The organism is Streptococcus sp. DD11, assembly GCF_001578865.1.
GTDB classification, from domain to species: domain Bacteria; phylum Bacillota; class Bacilli; order Lactobacillales; family Streptococcaceae; genus Streptococcus; species Streptococcus panodentis.
Genome location: NZ_KQ969399.1, coordinates 8,266 through 10,571 on the forward strand (window position 1 = coordinate 8,266; position 2,306 = coordinate 10,571).

At 53.5% G+C, this 2,306-nt stretch carries 2 protein-coding genes; both read left to right on the forward strand.

Annotated features, from left to right (window positions below; translation table 11 throughout):
* Window positions 1–930: alpha-ketoacid dehydrogenase subunit beta (locus STRDD11_RS12790; RefSeq protein ID WP_164828502.1), on the forward strand; the 930-nt coding region annotated here is incomplete at its 5' end.
* A 13-nt stretch (window positions 931–943) separates the two neighbouring features.
* A complete protein-coding gene (locus STRDD11_RS12795; RefSeq protein WP_128837626.1) occupies window positions 944–2,188 on the forward strand; it encodes a dihydrolipoamide acetyltransferase family protein in 1,245 nt (414 codons plus the stop codon).
* Window positions 2,189–2,306: the final 118 nt, after the last annotated feature.

The following is a 2,306-nucleotide window of genomic DNA, read 5'->3' on the forward strand; positions in this document are numbered from 1 at the left end:
GGGGTGACCGTCAAGCACCTGGAGGAAGAGAACGAGGATGCCTGGGGCGGGGTGATGGGCGTCACCAAAGGCCTCATGCCTAAGTACGGCCGGGAACGGGTGATTGATACTCCGATTTCCGAGCACGGCTACATGTCTGCCTCGGTCGGGATGGCTCTGACCGGACTGCGGCCGGTGCCGGAGCTGATGTTTAATGACTTTATCGGCTTTTGCTTTGATGCCCTTCTGGGCCAAGGCTCCAAAATGCGCTATATGTTTGGCGGCAAAGCCAAGGTCCCTATGACAGTGCGGACCATGCACGGTGCCGGTGCCTCAGCAGCTGCTCAGCACTCAGGCTCTTACTATGGACTTTTTGGCTCCATTCCGGGCATTAAGGTTGTCGTTCCGGCTACCCCTTATGATGCCAAAGGTCTGCTGTTGGCAGCTATTGAAGATGATAATGTCGTCATTTACTCAGAAGACAAGACTCTTTACGGTATCAAGGGAGAAGTGCCGGAGGACTACTATACAGTGCCGATTGGCAAGGCTGCTGTCCGGCGCGAGGGCAGTGACTTAAGCATTGTCACGATTGGAAAAATGCTCTATGTAGCTTATGAAGTGGCTGACCGTTTGGAAAAGGACGGAATTTCAGCAGAAGTCATTGATCTGAGAACGGTAGCGCCATGGGATCAGGAAACGGTCTTTGAATCCGTCAAGAAAACCGGTCGGCTGATTATCATTGACGAATCCAATCCGCACAACAATACAGCAACAGACATCGCTGCGGCTGTAACAGACCAGTGCTTTGACTATCTGGACGGTCCGGTCAAATGCGTCTGCGCTCCTCATGTGCCCGTACCATTTGCGGTCAATCTGGAACAGCTCTATATCCCAAATGCTGACAAGGTTCTGACAGTTGCGGCGGAGCTCATTGACGACCTGAAGGGATAGAAGGGAGGCAAGTATGGCTACAGAAATTGTCATGCCTAAGCTAGGCTTAACGATGACAGAAGGTCTAATCAATGACTGGCTGGTCAAAGAAGGCGACACGGTGGCTGCTGGTCAGCCTGTCTTAGAAATCAGCTCAGAAAAACTGACCAGTGAGGTAGAAGCACCGAGCGCAGGCGTTATACTGAAAATTATCAGCCAGTCAGGTGAAACGGTCCCCTGTAAGCAGGTCATCGCCTGGATTGGCGAAGCGGGCGAAAGCCTGCCAGGTGCAGAAGCAGCAGTCCAAGAAGGACAATCAGAAGACAGCACAGCTGCAGCTGCTTTACCGGAAAAAAACTCAGAGGAGAGCCCGAAAACAGCTGCAGCCAGAGAGCTGGGAGGGCGGATTTTCATCACACCGCTGGCCCGCAAGATGGCCAAGGAAAAGGGCTATGATATTTCCCTGATTGCAGGAAGCGGCGGCAATGGGCGGATTACCCGCCGAGATGTGGAAAACTATCAGCCTCAGGCAGTCCCAGCCAGTCAAGCGACAGCCGTCTCTGCCGCAGAAGTGCAGACCGCAGCTGACTATGGTGCAGGTTTGACCGGCATGCGCAAGACGATTGCTGAGCGGATGATGGCCAGCCTGCAGACTTCTGCTCAGGTCACACTGCACCGCAAGGCGGACATCAGCAGGCTCATGGTCTTTAGGCAGGATATGAAGGCTCAGGTTTCTTCGCCGCTGGAAAATGGCGAAATCAGCATCACAACCCTGCTGACCAAGGCTGCCGCAAAGGCTCTGAAAGAGCATCCGCAGCTGAATGCCTGGTATTTCAACGGCCACTATCAGGAGCTGGAGGAAGTCCACATCGGTATCGCGACAGCTCTCAGCGACGGCTTGGTCGTGCCGGTCATCCGTCAGGTTGATAAGCTGACACTGTCTGATCTGGGAGCAGCTATTAAAAATGAAACGCAGCAGGCCCGCAAAGGAAGGCTGGATCCTGCGCTTTACACCGGCTCAACCTTCAGCATCACCAATCTCGGTGCAGCCGACATCGAATATTTCACACCGATTCTCAATACACCTGAAGTAGCGATTTTGGGTGTTGGCGCCCTGCAAAAGACACTGGCTCTGGATGCAGAAGGGCAGATCTGTGAAAAGCACTTCCTGCCGCTCAGCCTGACCTTCGACCACCAAGTCGTGGACGGTCAGCCGGCAGCAGAATTTCTGGCCGGATTGGCAGACAAGCTGGAAAATCCGTATGACTTGCTATTCTGACCGGAAGATCAGACTGTTGAAGACCTATACTGAAGCGTATGAAAAGACCGACTGGCTTGATGGTGTGAGCAGTCGGTCTTTTCTTTCTTATTTCGTCCGCATTTCCCCCTGCGGGAAG